4 protein-coding genes are annotated in these 3,606 nt (G+C 37.3%); 1 reads left to right on the forward strand and 3 read right to left on the reverse strand.

The window, feature by feature from the left end:
• The first annotated feature begins 84 nt into the window (after positions 1 to 84).
• Positions 85 to 963, forward strand: a complete 879-nt coding sequence (prmC, locus tag E1176_RS04095; RefSeq protein ID WP_155209300.1) for a peptide chain release factor N(5)-glutamine methyltransferase — start codon at positions 85 to 87, stop codon at positions 961 to 963.
• On the opposite strand, the gene E1176_RS04100 is transcribed toward prmC, so the two are convergent.
• The 3 genes from E1176_RS04100 to E1176_RS04110 all read right to left on the reverse strand — a co-directional run.
• Positions 943 to 1,521, reverse strand: coding sequence for a hypothetical protein (locus E1176_RS04100; protein WP_155209301.1), 579 nt, complete (start codon positions 1,519 to 1,521; stop codon positions 943 to 945). The two genes, prmC and E1176_RS04100, sit on opposite strands and share 21 nt — an antisense overlap.
• 3 nt (positions 1,522 to 1,524) lie before the next feature.
• Entirely contained in the window at positions 1,525 to 2,310 is a 786-nt protein-coding gene (locus tag E1176_RS04105) for a Rossmann-like and DUF2520 domain-containing protein (protein ID WP_155209302.1), read from the reverse strand.
• Between the two features lie 3 nt (positions 2,311 to 2,313).
• The coding region (locus E1176_RS04110) for a PAS domain-containing sensor histidine kinase (protein ID WP_155209303.1) at positions 2,314 to 3,606 on the reverse strand (1,293 nt) is incomplete at its 5' end.

Here is a 3,606-nt window from a genome sequence, read left to right on the forward strand (position 1 = left end):
TGAAAAATTAAAATTTCTGATAAGCTTTGTGGTGCCTGTTGACTTTACAATGTTAGTAAACGGGTTGCTGATAAAAAACAATCAATGTCTCGGAATACTCCTGACTCTTCAAAAAAGCTTTTGCAGTACATTCGTGAGCAAATCACGATAGACGAAAGCCCAGAAGAAATAAATAGTCTTTCTCACCACATCATAGATCATCTCTTTGAGATTGATAAAAACGACATCATTTTAGATCGGTCGTTAAATCTCTCATCTGCGGAAGAAAAGGCCCTTGAAAAGTTTTTGAATAGAATCAATCAAAACGAGCCGATTCAATACATAATTGGTGAGGCTGATTTCTATGGTAAAAAATTTATTGTAAACCCATCAGTACTTATTCCAAGACCGGAAACTGAGGAGTTAGTTCATTTGATCGTTCAGGAAAATAAAGGCAAAAAAATAAAATTTGCTGATATAGGTACTGGCACAGGTTGCATACCTATCACACTTATGAAGGAACTAAGTCAAGCCAAGGCTTATGCCATTGATTTTGATCCAAGAGTGATAAGAACAGCCAAACAAAATGCTCAGCGACACGAGGTCTCGATAGACTTTATGCTATTGGATATTTTAAGAGAGCCTATGCCTTCTTTATCGTTGGATTTTATTGTTAGCAATCCTCCATACGTAACATATGCTGATAAGACTGCAATGAAGGCCAATGTAATCAACCATGAGCCGGCTACCGCTCTGTATGTAAAAGATGAAGATCCATTATTGTTTTATAGAAGAATAGCTGAGCAGTCAATTGGCAGCCTCAAACCCGGTGGAAAAATATACTTTGAAGTAAACGAAAAGTATGCTGAGGATGTAAAGGCCTTATTAGAAGTAATGGATTATGTTGATGGGGTAGTGATTAAAGACATAAATGGCAAAGATCGTATAGTCTATGCTACTTACTCAAGAGATATCTTCGCCTAGCCAAAACCCTTGATCAGATTTTAATTTCACTAAACCTTCTTTGTCAATTTTGATAAGGTTGGGGACATCAACAGACTGATATACTCCCTCTGAAGCGATTTTAGCTGTTGATTTTATATACAGCTTGGCGCCATCAGGCAGCCACTTATTTATTTTACCTTTCTTAATAAAAGACCATTTCCTTTTTCTGTCAATAATAGAAATCACCAGGCCTGAGCTTTCTATTACCTCCAAATCTAAAGAATCTAGTGAGCCGAAAATATAAACAGCTTTGTGGTTTTTGTCAGTCAGTAAACGCAAACCTGACCCAAGATAGCTATCTTCTATATTGTGTGTCGTATACTCATAGGCAGAGTTGGTTTCAATTCCTATAGACTTAATTAGCACCACATCTATCTTAATGCCTGATCTCAGTAAAAATTCAGCAGAGTTTTCTGTAGTAATTATTAATGGACTCCATTCCAGAGCACTACCCAAAATTTCCGAATCACACGATGTATGGTCGTACAAAAAGACAGCGGCTTCCTGATTATCGCGTATAACGTGGTGAGAAGACAAAGCTTAATCTAATGGATAGGTGTCTACAATATGCTGTGAGATTAGACGATAAAGCTCAGCCAGCTCTTCGTCTTCAATGTAATCCAGGTGTTTGTCCAATGTCTCAAAATCATGGCGCTTTGCAGGTCCCGTTTGTGCATTAGAAGGACCAATGGAAAGACTTTTATTGATCGTCTCGCCAATAAGAGGCTTGAGTAAATCAAATGACAGTTTTTCTTTTTTGAGAATATCTTCTGACATTCTTAAGCAGTGATTGGTAAAATTACAGGCAAATACCGCGGCCAGGTGTAATGCCTTTCTATGCTTAGAATTGATTTTAACCGAATTTTTACTGATAGCTTTTGCCATTGCCATCAATGTATCTTCTGTATAATCATTATTCGATTCTATACAGATAGGTATTTCAGCAAACTCAACATTTTTATTTTTACTGAATGTCTGTAAAGGGTAAAAAACACCAATATTGTCAGTGGCAGTATATTCTAATGCACCAATAGATGAAGCCCCGGATGTGTGCACAACTATAGCTGCATCGGGTATAACCATTTCTCTGGCCACCTCTTCTATGGCATCATCACTTACGGCTATTATAAAAATATCTGAGTTGCTTTCAGAAAAGTCTAGATCCGCTTTAACCTCAGCCTGGTATAACCTGTTTACCAGTGCCTTGGCATTAGCTTTTTTCTGGCTAAAAACTTCGGCTACAGCGTAGCCTGCATTATCTAAGGCAGGTGCCAGATGCCAGGCCAAATTTCCGGATCCAATAAAGCTTACCTTATTTGGTAACATGCATTATTCTTCGTTTGGCAGAGAAAGCTTAATTTCAGTTCCTTCTCCGTATTTACTTTTAATATCAATAGTGCCATTGAGTCTTTCAATGGCCTGTTTTACAATGTACAAACCTAAGCCTGAGCCTTCGACACGATCATTTGCTCTGAAAAACATATTGTAAACACGATCAAGATACTCGTCTTTTATTCCAATACCATTATCGGTTATCGTAATGTGTGCTTGTTTTTCATCACAATCGACTACTACGCTAAGGTAAGCGTTAGATATCATAGTATTTGTATACTTAATACTGTTAGACAATAAGTTTTTCAAAACTATACTAACCCTCACAGGATCACTAAAAAACGGTGCTGTTTGATTTACGCTTACACTGATCTTTACTTTTTCATAGTTTTTATGATACTTCAACTCATCTAAAGTAGTCTCTACAAATGTTTTCAGATCTATTTGTGTGATCTGTCTTCCATAATTTGTATTCTGTGAGTGTGTCATCACCGATTGGATAAAGCCATCCAGCTTTTTCACACTTCGGTCAATCAGATTAGCAAGATTTTTAATCTTAGAAATATCTGTTTCCATCTCAATGAGCTCCGTAAGACCCATGATAGATGATAAAGGAGCCCTAAGATCATGGGATGTATGGTATGCGAAAGCATCTAACTCAAAGTTTCTCGCCTTCAAATCTTCTTCAGCGCGCTTACGGTCTGTTATATCAAATCTTATATATACATATTTTATGATCTCACCCTCTTCGTTTTTAAAAGGCACTACATATGTGTCAACCCAAAAATACTCTCCAGACTTGCGCTTGTTTTTAATCTCTCCGTGCCATATCTCACCCTTCCTTACGGTTTTTCTTATGTTTTTGAGAAAAACCTCATCATGATAGCCAGACCTGAGAATGCTATGCCTTTTACCGACTAGCTCTTCTTGAGTATACCCGGTAATGTTGCAAAATCTATCATTTACGTAAATGATTACGTCTTCCGTATTTGTGATAGACACCAGGGCTGCAGAGTCCATAGCCGATTTTTGAAAACTTAGTTCATTAATCGTTTCTCTCAACTGTCTCTCTGTGCGCTTAGAGTCGCTTATATTCTGGGTTAAGAAAATACCGCAAAGCGCTTCGCCTTCTTCATTAATATAGGGTGTCCCTAAAAAAATATAATCATATCCTTCGTGCTGATATTCAAATCGTACCTTTTCACCTCGCTCTATTACACCTTCAAAATAGGGTTTCAGAAACTCAAGTCGCTCTTTATCATAAACGTTTTCGATGGTTTTGTTTAAGTA

This window comes from Fulvivirga aurantia (assembly GCF_009711475.1).
Taxonomy (GTDB): Bacteria; Bacteroidota; Bacteroidia; order Cytophagales; family Cyclobacteriaceae; genus Fulvivirga; species Fulvivirga aurantia.

Bases quoted from the DNA above. Each gene is read 5' to 3' on its own strand.
- prmC (WP_155209300.1), top strand. From the start codon at position 85: ATGTCTCGGAATACTCCTGACTCTTCAAAAAAGCTTTTGCAGTACATT.
- E1176_RS04105 (WP_155209302.1), bottom strand. From the start codon at position 2,310: ATGTTACCAAATAAGGTAAGCTTTATTGGATCCGGAAATTTGGCCTGG.